This is a genomic window from Marinimicrobium sp. UBA4509 (genome assembly GCF_002388575.1).
GTDB lineage: Bacteria > Pseudomonadota > Gammaproteobacteria > Pseudomonadales > Cellvibrionaceae > Marinimicrobium > Marinimicrobium koreense.
Window position 1 is genome coordinate 14116 of sequence record NZ_DGMV01000060.1, and the last position, 22766, is coordinate 36881.

Consider the following 22766-nt stretch of genomic DNA (forward strand, 5'->3'; position numbering starts at 1 on the left):
CCCTTCCAGCGCGTCGGCCCGGTCGGTTTCACGCTTCAAGCCCCGGAGCAGAATCAGAATCAGGGCCATGGGTACCAGCGCCATATAAAACGCGACCTGTCCGGTAAACTGACCAAACACAATGCCCGTCAACATCGACCCGGTCGTTCCACCCAGGGCCGAAAAAATGATGATCAAGCCGGCCATGGACGATTGCTGATGCAGCGGCAGGGAGCTCAACACCACCGAGCTCAGCGCCGGATAGATCGGCGCCATGAACAGACCGATCAGCGGAAAAATATACGCGGCCAACGGGAGGTTGAGCCAGCCCACATCCGGTTCCACCGTCACGTTGTAGGACAGCGGCAAGGTCAGAATCACCAACAGGCCCATGGCGACCACGCAGACGCTGAGCAACACATACCAGTTGATACCGCGCAGCAGCACGCCCGCCCCCAACCGCCCGATGGCCAGGCACAGCGCAAAAATGCTGGTCACCTGCACGCTGATGGCGCTGGGCAGGTTGAGCACCTGATTGTTGAACGTCGGCAACCAGGTGCCAATGCCCTGCTCGATCAGGACGTACAGAAAGACCGATGCCACAAAAATGTACACCAAGGGGCGGGCGGTCAGCTTCAGCATTGCCAGAAAGTCCTGACCAAAGTTGGCCGCGGCCGACTGCACCTTGTCTTCACCAAAGCGGATGAAAGCCATTACCACCAGGTTGAACCCACAGATGCCCGCCAGCCACCAATAGGTGTTGAGCCAGTTCATGCTCTCGGGACGATCCGAGTCAATGAAAAAGCTGAACACCCAATAGCCGGACAACACCCCCAGCATGAACACCCCCTCGATGGCGTTCATCAGGCTCGCATGGGCCTGCTTTTCCGGCGCCAGGATCCCGATACTGGCATAGACCGACACCTTGATCAGCGCAAACGACGAGCCGATCGCCAGAAACAACATTTTGGTGGCCCAGAAACTGCTCAGAATCGGCATCGACAGACAGGCCAGCAATACCACCCCCAGGCCGATCATCATCGCACGCCGGTATCCCAGCCGTGGCAGAAAGGACGCGACCAGAAAGGACACCACTGCAATGGGAATATCCTTGAACCCTTCCAGCAGCGCCGCGCTCTCCTTGGTGACGCCGAAGCTGTTGATGGATTGCAGGATCACCACTCCGACACTGTTCAGCAACAGACCGAACAGAAAGTAGTTGAGCATCAGTACCAGAATAATCAGGCGTTTATTCATTGTTATGAACCTTCGAACGCGCCCCGCAAGACGCCTGCGTGGACCTGAACCGAAACCCCTGGGGTTCGGCCCCCGATAGACAACACACCCGGCACCGGCGATGGCACCTGTTGCGTTGTTCATCCAATAATAGCAGCAAAATAACCAATTGCAATCGATTGCAAGGATGCTAAACTTCCTCTAAAAGGTCCCGTCCGGATCGCCGCCGGCTTCACCGCGGCCCGACAGACCACTTTGGTTCACTCTATCGATAACGGGTAACGACAGCCATGCAACACAGCTCTCGCGCATCGGATCGCTACGGCCTCAACCCCTGGCGCATCACCGAGACCGGCTTTCACGCCGATGACTACGGACTAAACGCCACTCTGTTTGCGTTGGGCAACGGGTATGTTGGCCTGCGCGGCACCTTCGATGAAGGATTCGCCGCCGGCGCCGCCGAATCCGGGTGCTACCTGAACGGCGTGTACTACTCAGAGCCCATCACCTACGGCGAGCAGGCCTATGGCTACGCCAAAAACAACCAGCGAATTGCCTCCGCCGCCCTTCCCCATGAGCTGGGCCTGACACTGGATGGCGTTGCCGTCGATTTCAGTGAGGGTGAACTTATTGAGCACCAGCGCGAGCTGGAGCTGGATAACGGTCTGGTCAGTCGTCAGTGGCGCTGGCGCGCCCCGAGTGGCCAGATACTCCGGTTGGCCAGCCGCCGCCTGGTGTCCCTGACCGAGCGGCAGTTGGTCATCATGGAGTATCGGCTGTCACTGGAGTCCGGCACCGGCGAACTGGGCGTGACCTCGAGCCTGGACGCCACCCCCGCCGCCTCCGCGGACAGCGATGACCCCAGGGTCGGCGCGGGGGTCAATATTGAAGACCTGGAGCCCCGCATCCAGACCGCACAGGACGGACGGCTGACCCTGAGCCACCATCTGAAAAGCAGCGGTTTTACGCTGAGCAGCGCCGCCGGCCACCGCCTGGAAGGAGCGACCGTTAGCGCGCCGGCACACGACACCGACGACTTCCGGGCCACCTGTCGATACCAGGTGACGTTGACCCCCGAGGCGCCCCTGGTGCTCACCAAGTACGTCGTTTACGGCCATGGCGGCGACGAGGCGCCAGACCTCAATGACCTGCTGGCCCGGTGCGAGCAGCGGTCGTTTGACGACTATGCACGGGATCAGCGCGCCGCCATGGATGCCTTCTGGGCGAGCTCGGATATCGAGGTGGGCGGAGATCCCGCTTTGCAACAAGGGCTTCGCTTCAATCTGTTCCACCTGTTCCAGTCTCTGGGGCGGGACCCCGGCACCAATATCGCCGCCAAGGGGCTCACCGGCCACGGCTACGACGGCCATTACTTCTGGGACAGTGAAATCTATATCCTGCCCTTTTTTCTTTATACCCAGCCGCAGCTGGCGCGCAACCTGTTGCTCTATCGACACAGCATTCTGGATGCCGCCCGCGCCCGGGCGCGGGAGCTGGCCATTCCCAAAGGCGCGTTGTTCCCCTGGCGCACCATTGGCGGGGAAGAGTGCTCCGCCTATTATCCGGCGGGCACGGCCCAGTTTCATATCAACGCCGATGTCGCCTATGCGGTCAAGCAGTACCACGAAGCCACCGGGGACGATGACTTTCTGATTGAGGCCGGCGCCGAAGTGGTGCTGGAGAGCGCCCGACTGTGGCCCGCCATCGGGCACTACAACGCCCATCGGGGCGATCAGTTCTGCATCAACGAAGTCACTGGGCCGGACGAATACACCGCCCTGGTGAACAACAACTTTTTCACCAACGCCATGGCGCAGGCCCATCTGCGCTATGCGGTCGAGCTGTACCAGTGGCTGAAAGACCAGGCGCCCGCAAAAGCCAAGGAGCTGTACCGGGCCATGGCACTGGACGAGCGGGAGGTGGCCGACTGGGCGCAGGCGGCGGAGCGCATGTATCTGCCCTATGACGAAAGCCAGGGCATCCACCTGCAGGACGACAGTTTCCTCGACAAACCCCGCTGGGACTTTGAGCACACGCCCGCGGACCACTACCCGCTGCTGCTGCACTACCACCCGCTGACCATCTACCGTCACCAGGTCTGCAAACAGGCGGACACGGTGCTCGCGCTGTTCCTGCTCAGCGACCAATTCAGCCGGGAGCAGAAAAAACGGGATTTCGACTTTTACGAACCCATCACCACCCACGACTCCACCCTGTCCGCCTGCATGCACAGCATTCTGGCCAATGAGGTGGGCTACCCGGACAAGGCCCGCCACTACTTCGAACAGGTGGCGCGGATGGATCTGGACAATCACCACCGCAACACCCAGCACGGCATTCATACCGCCTGCATGGGGGGTACCTGGTTGTGCCTCGTGCAGGGTTTCGGTGGCATGCGATTGCAACATCATCAGTTGATGTTCAACCCCACCTTACCCAAGGGCCTGAGCCACTACCGATTCAAGGTGCGGGCTCAGGGCCGGCTGATTGAGGTCAGCGTCGATGCCTCCCAGGCGCACTATCAACTGCTCGAAGGCGCCCCCATCACCCTTCAACATGGCGAGCACACCATTGCCCTGGGGCAAGACCAGGCGCCTGTCGCCGCCCCACTGAGGAGTCCCACCCAATGACCGCTTACCGAGCTGCTATATTTGACTTGGATGGTGTGATTGCCGATACCGCCCGCCTTCATTTGGCCGCCTGGCAGCAACTGGCCGAAGAAGAGGGGTTTCGCTTGCCGGCCGACGCCGATGAGCGACTCAAGGGCGTGGATCGGATGGCATCGCTCGAGATTGTTCTGGAGGGCGCTTCCCGCCCATATCGGGAGGACGAAAAGCTCGCCCTGGCGGACCGCAAAAACCAGCGCTACCAACAACTGGTCACTCAATTGACCCCGGCGGACCTGTTACCGGGGGCGGCGCAGCTCCTGGATCAATTGGCCGAGTGGAACATTCCAATGGCGCTGGCCTCCGCCAGTAAGAACGCCCGGGCGGTGATTGACGGACTCGGCATCGCCCACCGCTTTGATTACATTGCCGATGCCGCACGGGTGAAACACCCCAAACCCGACCCGGAGATTTTTACCCTGGCGGCTCGGGGATTGGGTGTTGAACCGGCCCTGTGTGTGGGCATTGAAGATGCCGCGGCGGGCGTTACCGCCATCAAGCGGGCCGGCATGTACGCCGTTGGCATTGGCGATGACAGGGTACTGGCGGAAGCCGACCAGTGCGTCCCGAGCCTGGCTGACTTCCGTCCGGATTCGTGCTTTGAGGCCCGCCGCTGAGCGGCGGAGCCCGAAACCCGGCCCCGAATTGGCGCCAAAAACCGTAACCGGTATCAGAATCAGACGTTATATAGGGATCACTCAGTTATTATGAAATCGTTTGTAAAAATAATTTGCAATCGATTGCAATACGGAGTTAGCTGAACTAAGCTAAAAATCGAGCGCGGTGGAATACCCCTCAGGCGCCCCGAGCCGGGCGCTTCCAAAAGAGGTGCCCCCATGGAGAGAACAACACAGGCAACACCGAGAGAGACAAAAAATATCGGACCGTCCAACAGCGACCGGCCCAGCTGCGCTCAGCAACGACCAACAATACGTCCAACAATAATGACCCGCATCGCGGGGAGGAGAAATGCCATGATGACCCAGAAGCCTCTGGCCCGAACACTCAACGCCCTGAAGCACTCACGCCGCCCGGTACTGTGGCTTGGCTCAATGGCCGCGCTGGCGCTGGCCGTTCCGGCCCAGGCCCAGGAAGCCGAGCAGCAACCCGCCATGGGCCCCATTGAAGAAGTGGTGGTCACCGGTACGCCCGGGGGTGCCGCCATGCGCAAGCTGGACGCCAGCTTTGCCATTTCCACCGTCAGTGCCGAAGACATCAAGCGCAAAGCCCCTTCCAGTACCGCCGACCTGCTGAAAACGGTCCCCGGCGTCTGGGTTGAGAGCTCCGGCGGTGTATCCGGGGCAAACATTTTCGTTCGCGGTTTCCCGAGTGGCGGTGATGCCGACTTTGTCACCGTTGCCGTCAACGGCCTGGCCGTTTACCCACCGCCCACCCTCTCCTTTCTGGAAAACTCCACGATCTTCCGCGTGGATGAAACCATCGAGCGCATGGAAGGCCTGCGCGGCGGTCCCAACCCGGTTTACTCCAACGGTCAGGTCGGTCTGACCACCAACTTCATTCTGAAAGAGGGCGGCCCGGATACCGAAGGCGTGCTTAAGTACTCCACCTCCGATTTCGGCCTGCAGCGGGTGGACGGCATGGTCAGCGGCGAGCTGAGCGACGACCTCTACTACATGATCGGCGGCTATGTGAGCTCCTCCGAAGGTATCCGTGAAGCCGGGTTCGATGCCGAGGAAGGCAACCAATTCACCATCAACCTCACCAAGCGACTCGATAACGGCAAGATCAACCTGTTCCACCGCGCGACCGATGATCACGGCACCTGGTACCTGCCGGTGGCGCTACAGGACAGCGACGGCAACCCCACCGGGATTGACGCCAGCTACACTCAGGTCGGCCCCGCCAACCGCAATGTACTGGTGCCCTACAGTGGCAGCGATGGCATGGGTGGCACTGAAACCACCTTCGAAATGCGCGACATGGGTAAGGGGCGCGGCTGGGACGGCAGCGTGACCGGCGGCTCGATCGAGCTGGACCTGGCCAACGGCTGGACCTTCACCGACCGCTTCGGGCTCACCAAGGGTGATGCCGATACCTACGGTTTCGTGCCGGACGGTGCGGCGGTAACCATGGGCAGCCTCAATGGCGGACTGGCCGGCACCACCATCACGGGTGACGAAGTGGCCGCCAACACCCTGGTCCAGCGGTTCGGTCCCTGGGTGGTGGAAAAAGACATCGAAGCGTTCAGCAACGACCTGAGTCTTGCCAAGCAGTGGGACGACTACAAGTTGACCGTGGGCTACTACGCCTCCACCTGGGAAGTCGACGAAATCTGGTCCATCGGTAACTCCAAATACTATGAGTTGGGCCAGAATGGTCAGATGATCAGCCCGGACAGCGTGGACGACGCCTGCCAAGACTTTGATCAGACGACCTGCGGGTTCAAATACGATGTGGACGCCATCGGTGATGCCCGCGAAAACGCCTTCTACATGGCGGGGGAAACCTACCTCGGCGACCTGACCCTGGATGCCGGTGTGCGCGTGGTGACCCGCGAAACCACCTACTCGGTAGACGATGGCGCCCGAGACGGTATTGCGGATCTGACCCTGGACACCGAAGAAGACAAGGTGACCTACACCGCCGCCGCCAACTGGGCACTGACCGAAGATTCGGGCGTATTTGTGCGCATCAACGACGGGGTGAAATTCCCGGACTTCGACGCCTATCGTGACTTCCGCGGTGACTTCCAGAATGGCTCGGATCTGATCATTGATGTCCAGCAGTACGAACTGGGCTACAAGCTGTCCCAGGCCAATTACTCTCTGTACGCCACCGGCTTCATGAACGAAACCAAAGGGCAACCGTTCGGCAACGTCGCGCTGAATGATTTCGATCGCCTGGAAACCGAAGCCATGGGTGTGGAACTGGACGGTAACCTCTACTTCGGTGAGTTCGAACTGACCCTGAACGCCACCCTGCAGGACACCGAGATCAAGAGCGGTGACGATGCCGGCAACAGCGTCCAGCGCCAGCCGGACTCCCAGATCCGCCTGTCACCGAGCTACAACCTGTCCTTCGCCAACGGTGTGGATGCCGTGGTCTACGGTACCGCCAGCATCATCGGCGACCGCTACAGCGACAACGGCAACATCAATAAGCTGCCCAGCTACGAGAAGTTCGATCTCGGTGTGATTGTGAATGTCGAGAATCTGGAGTTCCAACTGGCGGTGGATAACCTTACCGATGAAGAAGCGCTGACCGAGGGCGACCCGCGGGCCGCTGGGGTATCGGCCAACGGCCGGTACATTCTGCCGCGCAACGTGAAGTTCTCCATCGGCTATCAGTTCTGACAGGTAACCTCCTGCATAGACCTTAGCCAGTGTCTATCGCTTCGGGGACTGTGCGCTTCGCGCCAGTCCCCTTTTTTATGTCACCTTATTGAACCACGGTATTCCGGCTTACAGATAGACCTCCTCCCTCCGGCTTTCCGCCTTGCGACGCATCAATTCCGCTTTTTCAGGCAAGGCCCGCTGGTCATAGATCTCCGCTGCCAGGGCGTAGAACCTCGGCTCCTCGGCCTGGCGCGCAATCGCCTGTTCCAGGTATCGCTCGGCCTGGGCAAGATCGCCATTGGCAAGCTGCTCGCGAGCCAATGAATACAGATAATAGGGGTTACTGTTGCGATGCTTGCGCACCCGTTCCAGGAAATACGCGGCTTTGTCCGTCTCACCCTCGGCCTCGTACAGGCTGGCGAGATTGCTCATCAGGGATAGGTCTCCCGGCGCCAGTGTCAGGCCTTGCCGGTAGGCCACTTCCGCGGCACCATTCACGCCCATGCGTTTGTACAGGGTTCCCAGGTTGTTCCAGAGGTAGCTCTGCCGGTCATCCAGTTGCAATGCTCTGCGCAGGTGCAGAAAGCCCTGGCGTCGGTCGCCGGCGGCCACCCGCTCCATCCCCAGGTTATTGTAAAACTGCGCGGCCACCACCCGGTCACCGATCACTTTCTGCTCGTACACCGGGCTGTAACGCTCCATTTCCAGGTCGATCACCAGTTCCTCACCGCGGGGCAGCATGACCTTGGCATTCACGTGGCGGAACAGGAGGAAAGACTCGCCATCCCGAAAATCCCACACCGGCGGTACCTGCACGTCGTTGACCTCAGCGTTCAGGCCGATGTGCCGGGCCATGGCCACATACATCAGGGTGAAGCTGAGGCAGTTCACCTCGCGCCGCTCAAAGGCACGCGCTGCGGTGGTGGTATTCAGCGCGGTATAGCGCATGCCCAGCCCACCGGCCATCGGGGAGGACAGCAGTGCCCGGTGCAGCGCCTCCGCCCGCTGGTCCGGGTGGCGATATTGCAGCGCGACTTCTTCCGCCACCACCCGCATCATGGGCGAGAGCGTCATCAGGTCATAGGGAGGCAATTCGTTATCGGCGGGCGGCTCGTCAAACAACAGCTCGCCGGAAAGGACCTGTTCAAGGTCCCGGGAGGAAGGCGCCTGCACCCACTCAGGCAGGGGCTCCATGTGGCTGCAGGCGCCGAGCAGCAGAACAAAGGCCGCAGGGGCCCAAGGTATGCGCATCGAGACACCTCTCGCAATCACCGACAGACTCGGAGGAAGCCCGGATCTGCATTTCAGTGTACCGGTACTAAGACAGTTTAGCGGATAAAATGTTCGCCCGGTGCACAACCTCCGCCCGGGTCATCGGCTCAACCGGTCCCTCGCCGACCCCGGTTGTCTGAGGTGATTGCGCTAGGCCAGTTGACGCTCCAATGCCCGCCGGCTGTCGTGGGCCGCCTGCAGGGAAAAGCTCAGGGGGTAGCCATACAGCGGGTGATAGACCGCCTGAGGTGTCCGGGGTTTGCGGTACAGCTCTGCTTCGATCCAGCGGAAATAGTCATCCACGGTGCCCACCTCGGCGGTCGAACAGGCCTTGCCGGTGCCCAGCTCATGCGCCGACACAACCGCGCCGGCCGCCACTCTGACCCGGATGTCGTTGCATCCTACCGAGCCGCATCGGCTGAGCGTGAATTGATAGGCATCGAACCCGCTCATCTGCCAGAGCTGCCAGTGTGTGTGGAGCGCCTCTTCCGGGCTGGCACTCACGTCCCGGACGCGACGCCGGAGCTCCAACAGCGCCTCTGGCTCCCGAGCCTGGCCGTTGGACGCAATGTTCATGGAAATCATCACTTTGTGCATCATGCATCACTCCCCTGTGTCAGAAACTGAAAGGCCCTTCGAGCGACTCCGGCTCATCCCAGTCACGCGCCCAGATGTCATTGCCGTGCAGGTAGTACACGGTATCGCCATGCATCCGGCTGCGGTCACTGCCGCCCCCCATGGGATACTCATAACCAGAGCCGGTCGCCGACTCCACGATCAAGGGTTCCCGAGTCTCCAGCGTGGCCTGGGTACCGGTCAGCTCGTTGACCTCAAACAAAAACAGTCCGGAATCCAGCCAGCGGTAACCGTCGCGGCGGGTCACCGGAACGGTAAAGCGTAACTGATCCGTGCCGACCGGGAGGAAATTGAACGCCCGCAGGTCGGTCAACGCCTCGCTCCAACTCCCGGAGCCACCCAACTCAACGGCCTCGACGCTGACCGGGTTCAGGTCATCGCGCACATCAAACAGTTCAACTTTCACCCCGCCGAAACCGCCGTTTTCATCGGCTTCCTGGCCCACGGACACCAGGTATCCCTCACCCACGGGGTGCAGGTAATTGGACACACCCGGAATCTCCAGTTCCCCGAGCACCGAGGGGTTTTCATTATCTGAGACATCCAGCACATACAGCGGGTCGATGCGTTCAAAGGTGACGATATAGGCCCGGTCTCCCAAGAAACGGACGGAGTAGATATCCTCTCCCGGCTTGCCGATCGGCGCCGGCTGGGCGTCATTGGGCAGCCTTGCCACCACGTCCAGGGTGCGACTGTCGGAATCAGACGCTTCTTTCAGCACATGCAGAAAGTGCTCCGGGTCGCTCCAGTCCTCCCACACGGTGGTCACCACCCGCAGGTAACCCTGCGCCTCGTTCATGCTGAAGGAGGGGTCCGACCAGTTCAGTTGTCCCGGTACCAGCCCGGTGCCCCGATAGCGGATATCGCCCCCGGCAATGGCAAACTTGTGCAGCCCGGTTTTCTCCTCCCGCCATAGTCCGGCACGGGTTCCCAGATAAAGGCTGTCCAGTGACATGTACAGCCCGCTCAAATGCGCGTTGACACAGACAGCGCTCACCAGACGTTGCTCCCGTAGATTGAAGGCGCTCACGGTCACTATGTCGGCGAAACCTTCATCGGGGTTCAATGTTTCCGGCAAATAGCAGTCCCCTTCACTCACCAGCGGCTGCTCCGGCGCCTCATCCACGCGATAGCCGGGCAGCAGATCAGACATCGGGGTGGAGCTGATCAAGCGTTCGTTGTTCTGGCGCGCTTCATCGGTACCCGCATAGGGCTCCAGCCCCTCAATGTAAGGGCTGCTGCGGGACACCAGGTACAGCACATCGCCGATCTTCCGACTGTTGAGCAGCGTCCCCTCCACTTCCAGAGACCAGCGGATCGAAGGGTTCTCCGGCGACTGGACGTCCACCAGCTCGACCCGGGTATGGCCCTCCTGCAGCGCAATCTCCGGCATGCCCATCCAGCCCCAGCCGCCGTAGTAATAACGGCTGTCACTGAGGGCCACGACCGCCTCGGTGGCGTCACCGTCTTCCAGGGTATAAAGCTGGGACAGCACCAGGGGCGAGTCGGCGTCCCGTTCGAGCTCATAGCGCATGATGTAAGTGGCTCTGGCCTGTTCCGGGTCCGTTTCATAGATGCGCAGCGCCTGAACCGGCGGCGGCTCCGGCACTGACCCGTCATCACCGGCCGCCTCATCCAGCGCCACACTCTCGGCAAAACGGTGATAGCTGGACTGGGGCGACTCGGCAACAAAGAGGTAACGGCCGTCATACTTCAACCGGTCCGCCTCATCCACGCCCTCGACGTGCACGTTGGTGCGGGAATAATCGTCGCCACCCTCCGCGGCGTTGTCCGATACATCGGGCATCGCCACGCCGCCCTCTTCGGCCCAGTTATAGTCACCGGCGCGCATCTGCAAGCGCAGCCCGTTGCGCACGAACTGCGACACGGCTTCCGGTGAATGCTCATTGGTCAGCGGCTCCAGGTCGGGATCCGCCCAGCGGAGTTGACGGTAATCGGTATCGTATCGGCCCGGGCCCTCTCCATCGCCGTTTGAACCACCGCAAGCCACCAGCAGCATCGGGCTGGCCGCCAAAGCGCACAAAGTCATTGAACGAATGTTCATGCGAATCCATCCTCAAAAAAGTCGTGGGGTTTATGGCATCATCCCTTCACTCTAGCCCCACGGGCGGCCGGTTTCTGTAGCGCAACTGCGAAAGAGTGTAATTTTGTGTAACTCTGCGGCGGCTGCGGGACGAAGAGCGCCACGGCTTACAGGTTTTTACACACTCTCACAAAGGCATGACGGCTTTTTCCCGGTACAACAGGCACACTGAAGACTCGACAGCTCCGCCCGAAGGTCACGCGTGCACCTTCGGTGATAAACTCACCCCCCGAAATGAGAGTAGTATCGATCTGATGACGCGCTTAACTGACATCCTGGTCCGCGCCTGCCCTCTGGCGGCACTGCTGCTGGCATCGAGTCTGGCGTCGCCCAGCCTGGCGGACGACGACGCGGGGCACTGCGAACACAGCAGCGCCCGCTGTGTCGCGACCGGCACCTGGGACATCCAGTTGGCGCTGGGCGCCGGACTGCGCACCAACCCGATCGCCGGCGCCGATGATGTGCCGCTGGTGCTGATTCCCCAGGTCACCTATTACGGCAAGCGATTCTTCTTTGACAACCTGGACCTGGGCTACACCCTGGTCGATCGGCGGGACTGGATGGTGAACCTGTTGATCACCCCCAGCGGTGATGGCCTGTACTTCTTTGAGGACGACTGGGGCCGCTTTTTTCTCCAGGGCGGATTGAACACCCTGGGCGCCAACTTCAGCCCAGCGCCCGATGCGCCCACCGAACCCCCGGCGGTCGCCGATGAGGACGCGTTCGAGGGCCCGCAGGAGGATCAGCGGGAGCAGGAAAGCCCGGCCCCGGCCAACCCCGAACCCACGCAGGTATCACCGCCCCCGCTCCGGGACCGGAATATCGCCGCCCTGGCCGGAGTGGAAACCTCCGGTGACTTCGGCCGGTTCCAGTGGCAGCTCCAGGCGCTGTCCGATGTCAGTGGTGTGCACAATGGCGAAGAGCTCCGGTTTGCAGTCAGCACCGGAACCCGCCGGGACGCCAACCAATTGGGCATCAGCCTCGGATTCAGCTGGAAAAGCGCCGAGGTGATGGAATACTATTACGGCGTCACCCAGGGGGAATCGAGTGGTGCCCGTCCCGCCTACCGCCCCGGTAGCGGCACGGCACCCTTTGTGCGGCTGAGCTGGAACCGACCGGTAAACGAACAATGGCGTTGGCTGGCCAGCGTTCAGTACGAGCACCTGAGCGAAGCCGTTCGCCACAGCCCCCTGACTGACCAGAATAAGGTGATGCAAATCTTCGTCGGGGGCGTATACCATTTTTAAACTCGGGCAACTGAGGTGTGGCAGTACCCAAAATAACCCCATGCGCCAATCCCTGTGGATCCTGGCGGGCTGGTGTGTGGCCGGCGCCAGCGCGGCGGACAGCGCGCTGGAGCTGAAACCGAGCATCTGCGCTCTGGCGGAAAATCAGGTGCTGTGCGAGCAACGGGTCGACATTCGCTGGCACAGTGACTATCCCGACGCCCTGTGTCTGTTCGTCGATCAGAGCGAGCAGCCCCTGGCCTGCTGGCGGGAAAAAGACCAGGGCGAATACCACTACGAGGCACGCACCGAACAGAGTATGACCTTCCAGCTACGCGCCGAGCGGGACGACCAGTTGCTCGCCAGCCGACTGTTCGAAGTGATCCGCGAGTACACCGAATTCCGCTCTCGCCGACGCAAGCCCTGGAATTTTTTCTGACGCTTCCCAATAACAGACGAACCGGACACCCATGCAACAGATTCTATTGGCCGAAGACGATCACCGCCTTGCCGCCCTGGTGCGGGACTACCTGACCGACAACGGCTTTGAGGTGGCGGTGGAAGATCGCGGAGACCGGGTCCCGGAGCGGGTCCGTCAACTGCAACCGGATCTACTGATTCTGGACATCATGCTCCCCGGCAAAGACGGCCTGACCCTTTGTCGGGAACTGCGCCCGGCGTTCACCGGCCCGATCATGATGCTCACCGCCCGCAACGAAGATGCCGACCAGATTCTCGGACTGGAATTCGGCGCCGATGACTATGTGATCAAACCCGCCGAGCCGCGGATTCTTCTCGCCCGTATCCGGGCACTGCTACGGCGCATCGAGCCCGGCATTCCGAGCACTCCACAGACCCTGAGCTTCGGCACCCTGGAGGTGCACAGCGGCTCCCGCAGTGTCGAACTCGAAGGCGCTCCCATCAAGCTTTCCAGTCACGAGTTCGACCTGCTGTGGTTGCTCGCCCAGCGCGCCGGGGACGTGGTGGGTCGGGATTTTCTGTTCCGGGAGCTTTATGGGCGGCCTTATGATGGCATGGACCGGACCATTGATGTGCGCGTCTCCCAACTGCGCAAAAAGCTCGGGGATAACCCGGACAATCCCGCCCGCATCAAAACCATCTGGGGCCGGGGCTATCTGTTTATCGCCGACGCCTGGGAAGCGGAGTGAACGGCCTGAACCGGCGGCAGCCATGACATGAAAAGAGCCTTTCTGTCGCTTTACCTGCTCATCGTGCTGGCAACCCTGGGGTTGGGGTGGGCCCTGGATCAACTCTGGAGCGCCTACCAGGCCGAACACCCAACCCAGGCGCCGGGCGCCATTCTCGCCGAGGTACTGCAACACAGCAGCGCCGGCCGACCGCTCGACCAGACCCGCAGCCTCGTGCACCGGCTGGCACGCGAAGGACAGACCGATGTCCGCCTGGTGCCGCTGTCCGATATTTCCGGGGAGGCGATCAAGCAGCGCCTTCAAGCCGGCGAGTCGCTGTCATTCGAGGACGCCAACGGCAACCTCTACCACTACCGCAAGCTCGCCGAACACCCCCAGGTCATCGTCATCGGGGAAGTCACCCCCGATGCCTCCCGGCGTTTCGAAGCCCTGCTGGCGCTGCTCTTCTACGGCGCCCTGGCGGCCGTGGTGTTCTTCTGGCTCTGGCCCCTGACCCGGGACCTGAACCGTCTGGAACAACAGGCCGAGGCCCTCGGACGCAACCCTGAAACCGCCGTGATGGAGTTGCAGGGGCATTCCGCCGCGCAACGCCTGGCCCAGGCGTTCAACCAGATGGCCCGGCGCATTCGTGACCTGCTGCGCTCCCAGCGGGAAATGACTCACGCGGTCTCCCACGAGCTGCGCACCCCCCTGGCACGCATGAAATTCGCCCTGGAGATGGCCGATGCCAACAGCGACCCGCAGACGCTGGGCAACCGGCTGCAGAGCCTGAAAGCGGATGTGACGGAGATGGACCAGTTGGTCAATCAACTGCTGCACTACGCCCGCTTCGAGCAACAGCCCACCCTGCATCTCACTCCGGGCGACATGCCCGGCCTGCTGCAGGACCTGTGGCAGCGCCTCAGTGGGCACCTGGAGCATCCGCCACGCCTCTACCTGCACACGGCGGCCCATCCACCCCCCGTGACCTGCGACTGGCCGCTGATGGAGCGCGCCCTGCACAACCTGCTGCAGAACGCCCTGCGCTACGCCCGAGAGCGGATTGATATCACCCTGACTACGGCCGCCGATGGCACCCAGGTTCAAGTGGAGGACGACGGCCCGGGCATTCCCGAGGAAGAGCGGGAGCGGATCTTCGAATCCTTTGTCCGCCTGCGCGATGCCCCGGAGCTGCACAGTGCCGGGTTCGGACTCGGGCTCGCCATCGTGCACCGGGTGATGCAGTGGCACCACGGCACCGTGCGGGTGGATAGCGCCACCACCGGCGGTGCCCGCTTCACACTTCACTGGCCCCCTCAAGGTGGGGCGTAACAACGCCATGGGCGGGCCGGGATCAAGCCATTGTCGGATATGCTATAGTGCCCGGCTTTGGCCGCCCACGACGGCCGTCTCCACCCAGCCAAGCGGATTTCTGTGGTAATGAAGCCAACCATCAAAGACGTTGCCAAGCGCGCCGGGGTATCCTTTAAAACCGTCTCCCGGGTTATCAACCGGGAAAGCACGGTCGGCCAGGAGCTTCAGGACAAGGTCTGGAAGGCCATCAAGGAGTTGAACTACCAGCCCAACCTGTCGGCGCGGGTACTGCGCGGCGCCGCCTCCTCCATCGGCTTCATCTATGACAACCCCAACAGCAACTATGTGATCGAAATGCAGCGCGGTATTCTCGATGAGTGCCGCCGCCAGGATTACGAGCTGGTGATCCACCCCTGCGACGCCAAGTCTCCGGAGCTGCTGGAGGAAATTTTTGGCATGGTGGACCGCAGCCGCGTGGGCGGGCTGGTGCTCACTCCCCCCATGTCCGAGATGCCCCAGGTTCTGGAAGCCCTGACCGAGCGCAGCATCCGCTTTGTGCGGATACTGTCGGGAAGCCAGCCGCCGGACACTCTTTCACCCTGCGTGTTTGTGGATGACCGCACGGCGGCCTACAACATCACCCAGTACCTGATCGACCTGGGGCACAGACACATTGCGTTTCTGGGCGGGGAAGAGGCGCACAAATCCAGCGTCGAACGTCTCGCGGGCTACCAGCAGGCCCTGAAGGAAAACCAGATTGACGCCGATCCCCGGCTGATCATCGAGGGTGAGTACGCCTTCGAATCCGGGGTCAAGCGGACCCGGCAACTGCTGGCCCTGACCCCGAGGCCCACCGCGGTATTTGCCTGTAACGATGAAATTGCCGCGGGCACCCTGTTCGCGGCCCGTCTGGCGGGCGTGGATGTACCCAGGGACCTGTCCATCGTGGGCTTTGAAGACAGCCCCTTCTCGCGCCAGGCCTGGCCCAACCTCACCACGGCCCGTCAGCCCAATGCGGATATCGCCCGCACGGCCGCGGAGCTGTTGGTCCATCAGATCCGCCACCGCAAGGGCGACAAACCCACCGACAGCGAAGGGTTTTACCCCCAGTTGGTGGTGCGTGACTCCACCTGTCCGCCCCCGTCTCGCACCCCGGCGTCCTCCTGACGCCGGCCACCCTGGGCAAACCGCTTTACTTTCCTCCTCGACGCGTGCAGAATAGCCCAAAAGACAACGTTGTCTAACAGCACCATCTACTACGCATCATTCATCCCGTGATGGCTTACCGGATTACCGGGACCCATGCCGGGATCAAGACAGGAGTTTCCATGAACACCGCCTCATTACCCGCTCCGGACCAGACTCTGATGCACCGCGAGGCCGGCGAAGCCGCGGCCGTGGTCAGTCACCAGCTCAGCGACAACGCCTCTCGGGTCAAGGCCGCCGCCGAGCGTCTGCGCGCCTACCGCCCCCGCGCCGTGGTCACCTGCGCCCGGGGCAGCTCGGACCATGCGGCCACTTTTGCCAAATACCTGATCGAAACCCAGCTCGGCCTGATCACCTGTTCCGCCGCACCCTCGGTCGGATCGGTGTATCAGCGCCCGCAGCAACTGGACGGTGTGCTATACATCGCCATTTCCCAGTCCGGGAAAAGCCCGGACCTGCTCGCCAATGTCGAGCGTGCCAAGGCCGCCGGAGCACTGACCCTGGCGCTGGTCAACGTCGCCGACTCCCCCCTGGCACAGATGGCCGACCTGGTGCTGCCTCTGCAGGCCGGTCAGGAGCTGAGTGTCGCCGCCACCAAATCCTATATCGCCAGCCTCTCGGCCCTGCTGCATCTGGTCACCGAGTGGGCGGACAGCGAGACCCTGCGCGCAGAGCTGCGCCAACTGCCCGAGGCGCTTGCCCGGGCCTGGTCGTTCGACTGGTCCGATGCCGTGAAGGCGCTGACCCCCGTGCACAACCTGTTTGTGATCGGGCGGGGGCTCGGTTTTGGTATTGCCCAGGAAGCCGCCCTGAAGCTCAAGGAAACCTGCGGCCTGCACGCCGAGGCCTTCAGCGCCGCCGAAGTCCGGCACGGCCCCATGGCCATCGTGGGCGAAAACTTTCCGGTGCTGGTTTTCGCCCAGCAGGACGAGACCCGCGAGAGCACTGAATCACTGGTTCAGGAGTTTCGCCAGCGCGGCGCCCGGGTTCTGGTGGCCGGCGAGGCGGACCTTGCCGACACACTGCCGGTGGTCCCCGAGGCTCACCCGGTGATTGCCCCCATCCTGGCGATCCAGAGTTTCTACCGCATGGCCAATGCACTGGCCATCGCGCGCGGGTATCATCCCGATGAACCACCGCACCTGAACAAAGTAACCGAAACCGTCTAACGCAGCGCAAGGTACAACACCAAGCGCACAAGGTAAGCCCAGGAGAGACCCGACATGAAGCAGGCATTGATCCGCGCTCCGATATTTACCGGTGATGAGTGGCTGGAGCACCGGGCCCTGCTGCTCGACGGCGGCCTCATCAAGGGGCTGGTCGCCGAGGATCAGGTTCCGACCGACTACCGGGTGGAAGACCTGCACGGAACCCGACTGATTCCCGGCCTGATTGATACCCAGGTCAACGGTGGCGGCGGAGCCCTGTTCAACGATGCCCCCACCATCGACACCCTGCGCACCATTGGCGCCGCCCACCGGCGGTTCGGCACCACCGGCTTTCTGCCGACCCTGATCAGTGATGATCTGGACATCGTGGCCCGGGCCATTGCGGCGGTCCATCAGGCCATCGCCGACGGTGTGCCCGGGGTACTGGGTATTCACCTGGAGGGCCCCTTTCTGAATCCGGCCCGCAAGGGGGTGCACGACGAGAGCAAGTTCCGCCGCCTGACCCCCGAAGCCGTGGACCTGCTGAGCTCACTGGATAACGGGTTTACCCTGGTCACCCTGGCTCCAGAGCGGACCACTCCGGAGCTGATTCGCGACCTGAGTCAGCGGGGGGTCATGGTGGCGGCCGGGCATACCGCCGCCGACTACGCGCAGACTCGCACCGCCCTGGCCGCCGGGGTACGCAGTTTCACGCACCTGTTCAACGCCATGACCCCGATGACCAGCCGGGAACCCGGCGTGGTGGGCGCCGCGCTGGAAGATCCCGACAGTTGGTGTGGCCTGATCGTCGATGGCTATCACGTGCACGCCGCCACGCTCAAAGTGGCGCTCGCCGCCAAGTGTCGGGGCAAAATGGTGCTGGTCACCGATGCCATGCCGACGGTCGGCGCGCAGCACAAGCAGTTCACCCTCAAGGGCGAGACCATTCACGCCGACAACGGCCGCTGCGCCACCGCCGATGGCACCCTGGCGGGCTCGGATCTGGATATGCTCAGCGCGGTGCGCAATACCTTGGCGCAGCTGGAACAGCCGCTGGAGGAAGCCCTGCGAATGGCGAGTCTCTACCCGGCGCAGATGCTCGGACTGGATCGGGAGTTGGGACGGCTGGCACCGGGGTACCGGGCCAGCCTGCTGGCCGTCGACGACCAGCTGCGAGTCAAACAGAGCTGGATTGACGGGGCGGCACAGCAGTTCTGATCAGAACCGGAACTGCAGCAGCTCCGCGTCGGCCGGACCCATAGTCGACTGTGCCGCAGTCGACGGCCCGGTCGCCGCAGCGCACTGACCGGGCAGCGGCGGCGGACAGCCCCGCACATCCTCCGGCACATCGCGGCGACTCAACGACCTCGCGGTCACATGGGAGCCCGACGCATCCCCGGTCACCGACACCGAATCGCCCAGCGCCAGCTCATCGAACAGCGCCTCACCGTCGGCCCCGTCAACGGCCACGGTCACCCCGAGCACCGTCAACCACCGGTTATCCCGGTCGATCGCGGTTACGGGGCCAGACAGAGCGACGGTATCAACATAGCCCGGTTGCCGCTGGACTCGCGTGACCACCCGGGACTCGCCCTCATAGTAGGCATAGAGTTCCAACCACTCTCCGACCCGCAGGCTGTTCAGGTTGACACCCTCACGCGGGTTGCCGCGACCGGCCGGGTTTTCAAACGCGGTCAGGTCCGTTAGCTGATACCGGCCGCCGAGTAACACGACCTCTCCGCGGTCCGGATCGATTGCATCCACCCTGGCGCGGATCCGGTTGATCCCAGGGCGCAACACCTGTACCCGCTCGGCGACCAGGCTTTCATTGCGCAGGGTGCCGCTCACCATCACCCGAACGCCTTCTCCGAGCTCGATCTGGTCCGACAGCCCTCGGGCCCCGCTGGCATCCACCGGGATACCGTTCACCTCGAAGGCCTCCCGTGAGACGAACCGCTCAATAACCCCTTCCTGGTACCACTGTCCTCCCTCCTGGGGTCTGGCCGGCTCGATCAACTCAATGCGATCCGGATACCAGAGTTCGCCGCGCCGCTCGCCGCCGCGCACGACTACCGTGTCCCCCTCAGCCAGATCGCCACTGACCTGAGCCTGCGAGACGTCCACCGATTGTTCTCCGAGCTGGAAGCGCTGCTGATCCGCTCGCCAGGTTTCTACCCGGCCCTGAGCGGTCAGTGGGCCCCGATCGGCACTGGCGACTTTGGTCGCCAGCCACTGTCCCTCGGCGGCCACCAGACCACTCACCTCGAGGTAGGCCCCAGGCTCCAGCGAGTCAAAGGCAATGCCATCGAAGCGCACATCGTCATATACCACCACAGTCTGCCCGAGAATCTGAATTTCACGCCGGACATCGCTGCTTGATACCAGAGCGTCCACCGGACCGCGCAGGGTGCGGTTATAGCGGACCGCTGCGGCAACCGCATCCTGCCCCTGCAACTGGTCAAGCTCGACATCCACCACCATGCCCAGGGTGATGTCATCGACCCCGGCCGGCTGACCGTCAACGGAGATGTCGGCGGTATCGATCTCGATGTGCAGACCGTTGACGTAGACGCTGCCATAGGCAGTCACACTGCCACTGACGGTGGTCGGACTGCCGGTGCCCTCAATCCCCGCCACGGACGAACTGTCGCTCAGGCACCCCGCCATCATCAGGGCTCCCAGTGTTGCACTGACCACACCAAGCCGCTTCATGCATCATCCTCTCTGGGCGTCGCATTTTCCTGGCCGGAGATGACTCCGGTACCCGGAAATGAACGCTCGTCATTTCGTTGCTCAAAATAGTAAAGGCCAATGCCGGCCCGTACCTGGCCGGAGCCCGCAAGCTCCGGGGACTGGTCTCGATCACACTCGGCCAGCCAATCATTCACCTGGAGCAGAAAGGCCTGCCCCTCCCGGGCGCTGCGCTCGCGAATGCGTTCAAGCAGCTCCTCCGGGATGTTGACGTAGGAGACCGTGCGCTGAATAAATGGCCCCGGTGTCTGTTTCGCAATATTGTGATCCATGGTGCCCATCAAATCTGCCGCCGCGGTCCCAAAAATCCGGATATTTTCCTGCATGTCTTCCAGGGGGATATAGCCTCTCGCCAACAGCGACACGCCCTCACCAGTACGCCGCACCGCCTCGATGCGCTCCAGCTCATCCAGCAGGGCCCGCACGGGGACATCGCGACTGTATTCACGCACCAGCGCCGTAAAGCTCGGCCCAGCATCTTCCCGCTCTACCGGAAGCATCGCCGGCTCGCCGGCCGGGGTGTGGAAGCGTACGTCATTCAGCCAGCCGGTGATAACCCGGGCAGCGGGCGTCGGTTGTTCGGCGGGGGCATCGGACAGAGGGTGAGAGCGTTCCTGAAGCTTGGCGATGTCCTTGCGATTGATGCCCGTCAATACCGCCATGCGTGACAGGCTCTGTTTGCGCCCCGGGATCGCGAAGTCCTCCCGGGCGGTATCGACATACACATGGCGGGCGATATCGGCGAACAGGCGATAAGACACCCCATGGCGCAACAGCAACCGCACCATCGGACGCAGCATTCGATAAAGCGCCCGAATCAGGGCTTTTTGGGTTCTATCGCTCATGTTGGGATTATAGCGTCAAAAAACATTCAAAAAATGTGATACGAATCACATTGAATAACCCACTTTTGGGACTATAGTGTCAAAAAACGGCATCAGAGACGATCCGGGTGAGACGCAGAGCAACAAAGCGCTCCCTTTTGGGGCCTGCCTAGCACTCCCCGGATCAGCATTAAGGCTTTGATTCCATCAACCCTAACGAGGTGATATCGATGACACAGTTCAAAAAACGTCCACTGCAATTGGCGCTCGCCGCATCCCTGGCCACCCTGGTGGCTTGCGGTGGCAGCTCCAACGACAACAGCGCCGGCAGCAACGAAGGTCGCCTGAGCCTGAACGTGACCGACGCTCCCATCGACAGCGCCGCCCAGGTGGTGGTGGAATTTTCCGGCGTCTCCCTGAAACCCGCCGACGGCGAAGCGCTGGAATTCACCTTCGACGAACCCAAGAGCATCGATCTGCTGTCTCTTCAGGGCTCTGCTTCCGAGTCACTGCTGACCGATGAAACCGTGCCCGCTGGCGACTACGAGTGGATCCGCCTGGCGGTGAATGCCGAGCACGATGGCGTGCTGGACTCTTACATTGAGCTGGATGATGGCACCATGCCGGAGCTGCGGGTTCCCAGTGGCAGCCAGACCGGCCTGAAACTGGTCAGCGGTTTCACTGTGGTTGCCGGCGGTACCGCCAACTTCACCATTGACTTTGACCTGCGCAAATCGGTAGTCATGCCGGGCGGCCAGGCGGGCGCCTTCCTCAAGCCGGCACTGCGCCTGATTGACAACACCGCCGTGGGTACCATTGCCGGACAGGTCGACGCCGAGGTACTGGTCGATCAGTGCGCCGACCCCGCCAACCAGACCGGCTCGGTATACGTGTACTCCGGTGCCGATGTCACCCCCACCGATGTATCCGGTGCCGAAACCGACCCGCTGACGACCGCTCTGGTGTCTGATGTGGACGGTGAATACCGCTATGAAGTCGGCTTTGTGTCCGAGGGTGATTACACCCTGGCCTACACCTGCGGTGCCGTTGATGACGATCCGGAAGCCGTTGATGAACTGGTGTTCTTCGGTACCGCCAACGCCACCGTTGAAGCCGACACCACCACCGAGGTGAACTTCACCATCGACCAGGCAGAAGACGAAACCACCGAAGAGCAGACTGAAGAACAGACTGACGCCTGACGTTTTTTTGGCCTGACGCGCCGCTTGCGCCGCGAACCACACTCTGGGGGTTCGCGGCTTTTTTTTGCGTACCCGTTTTAAATGGAAATGACGATGCGCTTGCGCTCAAGCCACCAGGCGACCAGCCAGTGCACGGCGACAAACAGGAGGGCAAACAACAGCGACGCATTGGTGGGGCTGAACCATTGCGCCAGGGAAGCATACAACCACTGATAGGCCGACCCCTCCCCCACCGGAATCAGGTACAGGGTTTTTGCCAGGACGATCGACAACACATAGATAAACAGCGGGTTCTTACCCAGCATGGCGAACCCCCGATATACGGGCTTAACCGCTGGCCATGACTCCAGCAACACCAGGGCGACCAACACCAACAGCGCGGCGCCCCCGGTCAGCAACACGAATGAACTGGTCCACAGATATTTGTTGATCGGAAACCACGGATGCCAGACCAGGCCCAGCAACACCAGAACCACTCCGCCCAGAGCGAGTAACCCAAGACTGCGCCAGCGCGAGGCACCCAGCACCAGAATGCGCGTCGCCTCAAAGCCAAGCAGCACCGTCACCACCGAGGGCAGCGTCGACAACAGGCCTTCCGGATCAAACGCCAGCCCCTTGCCCTGCCAGATATGCTCCGCGCTGAATACCCACAGATCAAACTGACGCACCACCGAGCCCTGCAGGCTGTAGGGATCATCCCCCAACTGCAATAACGCCCAATAACCGAGCAACAGGCCGACCATGATCACGGCCCGCCA

General features: G+C 62.0%; 17 protein-coding genes and 1 pseudogene. 11 read left to right on the forward strand and 7 right to left on the reverse strand.

Annotated elements, in window-relative coordinates:
- Window positions 1-1236, reverse strand: a 1236-nt coding sequence (locus tag B3520_RS11435; RefSeq protein WP_286807520.1) for an MFS transporter, incomplete at its 3' end; no start/stop codon positions are given.
- Between the two features lie 269 nt (window positions 1237-1505).
- Between B3520_RS11435 and B3520_RS11440 the strand changes: the two genes are divergently transcribed.
- From B3520_RS11440 to B3520_RS11450, 3 genes are all read left to right on the forward strand, one after another.
- A complete protein-coding gene (locus B3520_RS11440; protein WP_286807518.1) occupies window positions 1506-3845 on the forward strand; it encodes a glycoside hydrolase family 65 protein in 2340 nt (779 codons plus the stop codon).
- Entirely contained in the window at window positions 3842-4498 is a 657-nt protein-coding gene (gene pgmB, locus B3520_RS11445) for a beta-phosphoglucomutase (RefSeq protein WP_123638966.1), read from the forward strand. Before B3520_RS11440 ends, pgmB begins: the two co-directional genes overlap by 4 nt.
- Before the next feature lie 357 nt (window positions 4499-4855).
- Window positions 4856-7195 (forward strand): TonB-dependent receptor, encoded by a 2340-nt coding sequence (locus B3520_RS11450; protein WP_286876091.1) that lies wholly within the window; start codon window positions 4856-4858, stop codon window positions 7193-7195.
- Window positions 7196-7303: 108 nt separating this feature from the next.
- On the opposite strand, the gene B3520_RS11455 is transcribed toward B3520_RS11450, so the two are convergent.
- From B3520_RS11455 to B3520_RS11465, 3 genes are all read right to left on the reverse strand, one after another.
- Window positions 7304-8428 carry a hypothetical protein gene (locus B3520_RS11455; RefSeq protein WP_286876093.1) on the reverse strand — a complete coding sequence of 375 codons (1125 nt, stop codon included), beginning with the start codon at window positions 8426-8428 and terminating at the stop codon, window positions 7304-7306.
- A gap of 171 nt (window positions 8429-8599) precedes the next feature.
- On the reverse strand, window positions 8600-9049 hold the full coding sequence (locus B3520_RS11460) for a DUF6174 domain-containing protein (RefSeq protein WP_123638968.1): 450 nt from the start codon (window positions 9047-9049) through the stop codon (window positions 8600-8602).
- A 16-nt stretch (window positions 9050-9065) separates the two neighbouring features.
- Window positions 9066-11150: a beta-propeller domain-containing protein gene (locus B3520_RS11465; RefSeq protein ID WP_286804927.1), complete on the reverse strand. Its 2085-nt coding sequence runs from the start codon at window positions 11148-11150 to the stop codon at window positions 9066-9068.
- Between the two features lie 293 nt (window positions 11151-11443).
- Between B3520_RS11465 and B3520_RS11470 the strand changes: the two genes are divergently transcribed.
- The 7 genes from B3520_RS11470 to nagA all read left to right on the forward strand — a co-directional run bounded on the left by B3520_RS11470 (window position 11444) and on the right by nagA (window position 18449).
- Window positions 11444-12436 (forward strand): MipA/OmpV family protein, encoded by a 993-nt coding sequence (locus B3520_RS11470; protein WP_170162926.1) that lies wholly within the window; start codon window positions 11444-11446, stop codon window positions 12434-12436.
- Window positions 12437-12476: 40 nt separating this feature from the next.
- Window positions 12477-12854, forward strand: coding sequence for a DUF3019 domain-containing protein (locus B3520_RS11475; RefSeq protein ID WP_123638971.1), 378 nt, complete (start codon window positions 12477-12479; stop codon window positions 12852-12854).
- A 31-nt stretch (window positions 12855-12885) separates the two neighbouring features.
- The gene (locus B3520_RS11480; protein ID WP_024462448.1) at window positions 12886-13584 is read left to right on the forward strand and encodes a winged helix-turn-helix domain-containing protein; all 699 of its coding nucleotides are present in this window, start codon (window positions 12886-12888) and stop codon (window positions 13582-13584) included.
- 27 nt (window positions 13585-13611) lie between these two features.
- Complete coding sequence (locus B3520_RS11485; protein ID WP_286804931.1) at window positions 13612-14895, forward strand: ATP-binding protein; 1284 nt, start codon at window positions 13612-13614, stop codon at window positions 14893-14895.
- Window positions 14896-15003: 108 nt separating this feature from the next.
- Window positions 15004-16044, forward strand: a complete 1041-nt coding sequence (locus tag B3520_RS11490) for a LacI family DNA-binding transcriptional regulator (protein ID WP_286804933.1) — start codon at window positions 15004-15006, stop codon at window positions 16042-16044.
- Window positions 16045-16205: 161 nt separating this feature from the next.
- Entirely contained in the window at window positions 16206-17252 is a 1047-nt protein-coding gene (locus B3520_RS11495; RefSeq protein WP_286804934.1) for an SIS domain-containing protein, read from the forward strand.
- 54 nt (window positions 17253-17306) lie between these two features.
- Window positions 17307-18449, forward strand: coding sequence for an N-acetylglucosamine-6-phosphate deacetylase (nagA, locus tag B3520_RS11500; protein ID WP_286804935.1), 1143 nt, complete (start codon window positions 17307-17309; stop codon window positions 18447-18449).
- On the opposite strand, the gene B3520_RS11505 is transcribed toward nagA, so the two are convergent.
- Together B3520_RS11505 and B3520_RS11510 are read right to left on the reverse strand one after the other, a co-directional pair.
- Window positions 18450-19943: a DUF5666 domain-containing protein gene (locus B3520_RS11505; RefSeq protein WP_286804937.1), complete on the reverse strand. Its 1494-nt coding sequence runs from the start codon at window positions 19941-19943 to the stop codon at window positions 18450-18452. It abuts the gene before it with no gap.
- A complete protein-coding gene (locus B3520_RS11510; RefSeq protein ID WP_286804938.1) occupies window positions 19940-20827 on the reverse strand; it encodes a DUF6502 family protein in 888 nt (295 codons plus the stop codon). Before B3520_RS11510 ends, B3520_RS11505 begins: the two co-directional genes overlap by 4 nt.
- A 209-nt stretch (window positions 20828-21036) precedes the next feature.
- On the opposite strand from B3520_RS11510, the gene B3520_RS11515 reads away from it, so the two are divergent.
- The gene (locus tag B3520_RS11515) at window positions 21037-22008 is read left to right on the forward strand and encodes a DUF4382 domain-containing protein (protein WP_286804940.1); all 972 of its coding nucleotides are present in this window, start codon (window positions 21037-21039) and stop codon (window positions 22006-22008) included.
- Window positions 22009-22085: 77 nt separating this feature from the next.
- Here the strand turns inward: B3520_RS11515 and B3520_RS11520 are convergent.
- Window positions 22086-22766 (reverse strand): annotated as a pseudogene (locus B3520_RS11520) (DUF5009 domain-containing protein); the annotation flags it as partial.

Bases quoted from the DNA above. Each gene is read 5' to 3' on its own strand.
- B3520_RS11440 (WP_286807518.1), top strand. From the start codon at position 1,506: ATGCAACACAGCTCTCGCGCATCGGATCGCTACGGCCTCAACCCCTGG.
- pgmB (WP_123638966.1), top strand. From the start codon at position 3,842: ATGACCGCTTACCGAGCTGCTATATTTGACTTGGATGGTGTGATTGCC.
- B3520_RS11450 (WP_286876091.1), top strand. From the start codon at position 4,856: ATGATGACCCAGAAGCCTCTGGCCCGAACACTCAACGCCCTGAAGCAC.
- B3520_RS11455 (WP_286876093.1), bottom strand. From the start codon at position 8,428: ATGCGCATACCTTGGGCCCCTGCGGCCTTTGTTCTGCTGCTCGGCGCC.
- B3520_RS11460 (WP_123638968.1), bottom strand. From the start codon at position 9,049: ATGATGCACAAAGTGATGATTTCCATGAACATTGCGTCCAACGGCCAG.
- B3520_RS11465 (WP_286804927.1), bottom strand. From the start codon at position 11,150: ATGAACATTCGTTCAATGACTTTGTGCGCTTTGGCGGCCAGCCCGATG.
- B3520_RS11470 (WP_170162926.1), top strand. From the start codon at position 11,444: ATGACGCGCTTAACTGACATCCTGGTCCGCGCCTGCCCTCTGGCGGCA.
- B3520_RS11475 (WP_123638971.1), top strand. From the start codon at position 12,477: ATGCGCCAATCCCTGTGGATCCTGGCGGGCTGGTGTGTGGCCGGCGCC.
- B3520_RS11480 (WP_024462448.1), top strand. From the start codon at position 12,886: ATGCAACAGATTCTATTGGCCGAAGACGATCACCGCCTTGCCGCCCTG.
- B3520_RS11485 (WP_286804931.1), top strand. From the start codon at position 13,612: ATGAAAAGAGCCTTTCTGTCGCTTTACCTGCTCATCGTGCTGGCAACC.
- B3520_RS11490 (WP_286804933.1), top strand. From the start codon at position 15,004: ATGAAGCCAACCATCAAAGACGTTGCCAAGCGCGCCGGGGTATCCTTT.
- B3520_RS11495 (WP_286804934.1), top strand. From the start codon at position 16,206: ATGAACACCGCCTCATTACCCGCTCCGGACCAGACTCTGATGCACCGC.
- nagA (WP_286804935.1), top strand. From the start codon at position 17,307: ATGAAGCAGGCATTGATCCGCGCTCCGATATTTACCGGTGATGAGTGG.
- B3520_RS11505 (WP_286804937.1), bottom strand. From the start codon at position 19,943: ATGAAGCGGCTTGGTGTGGTCAGTGCAACACTGGGAGCCCTGATGATG.
- B3520_RS11510 (WP_286804938.1), bottom strand. From the start codon at position 20,827: ATGAGCGATAGAACCCAAAAAGCCCTGATTCGGGCGCTTTATCGAATG.
- B3520_RS11515 (WP_286804940.1), top strand. From the start codon at position 21,037: ATGACACAGTTCAAAAAACGTCCACTGCAATTGGCGCTCGCCGCATCC.